The organism is Streptomyces beijiangensis (genome assembly GCF_017315755.1).
GTDB classification, from domain to species: Bacteria; Actinomycetota; Actinomycetes; order Streptomycetales; family Streptomycetaceae; genus Streptomyces; species Streptomyces beijiangensis.
The window spans coordinates 1-278 of record NZ_JAFLRJ010001413.1 but is presented as its reverse complement, the minus strand read 5'-3'; the positions used below and the strand labels follow the sequence as shown (position 1 = coordinate 278).

Here is a 278-nt window from a genome sequence, read left to right as displayed (position 1 = left end):
GCTTAAACATTCGATCACTTGCCTCCGATCGTGTCGAGAATTTCCTTGATCGCGTAGTATTCCGGATTGATTAGCGCTTTAATACCTTCTGAGATCGCATAAATACCGAATCCTCCCGGAGTAACCACTAAAAAACAAACAGCAAGCACCACGGGAAACCATTCGTAATCCCAACTACAATGGCTCTTCTCATACGATTTTACAGTCACCTTCGTAATTATGACTCCCGCAATAACTGCGATCATTAGAAAAACGCCTCCGATAATCGCATCAGTCAC

The 278-nt window shown here is 43.5% G+C and carries 1 protein-coding gene; it reads right to left on the bottom strand.

From position 1 onward, the window contains the following. Window positions 1-14: 14 nt before the first annotated feature. Window positions 15-278 (bottom strand): hypothetical protein (locus J0695_RS46475; RefSeq protein ID WP_206970063.1); only part of this gene is annotated, 264 nt, incomplete at its 5' end.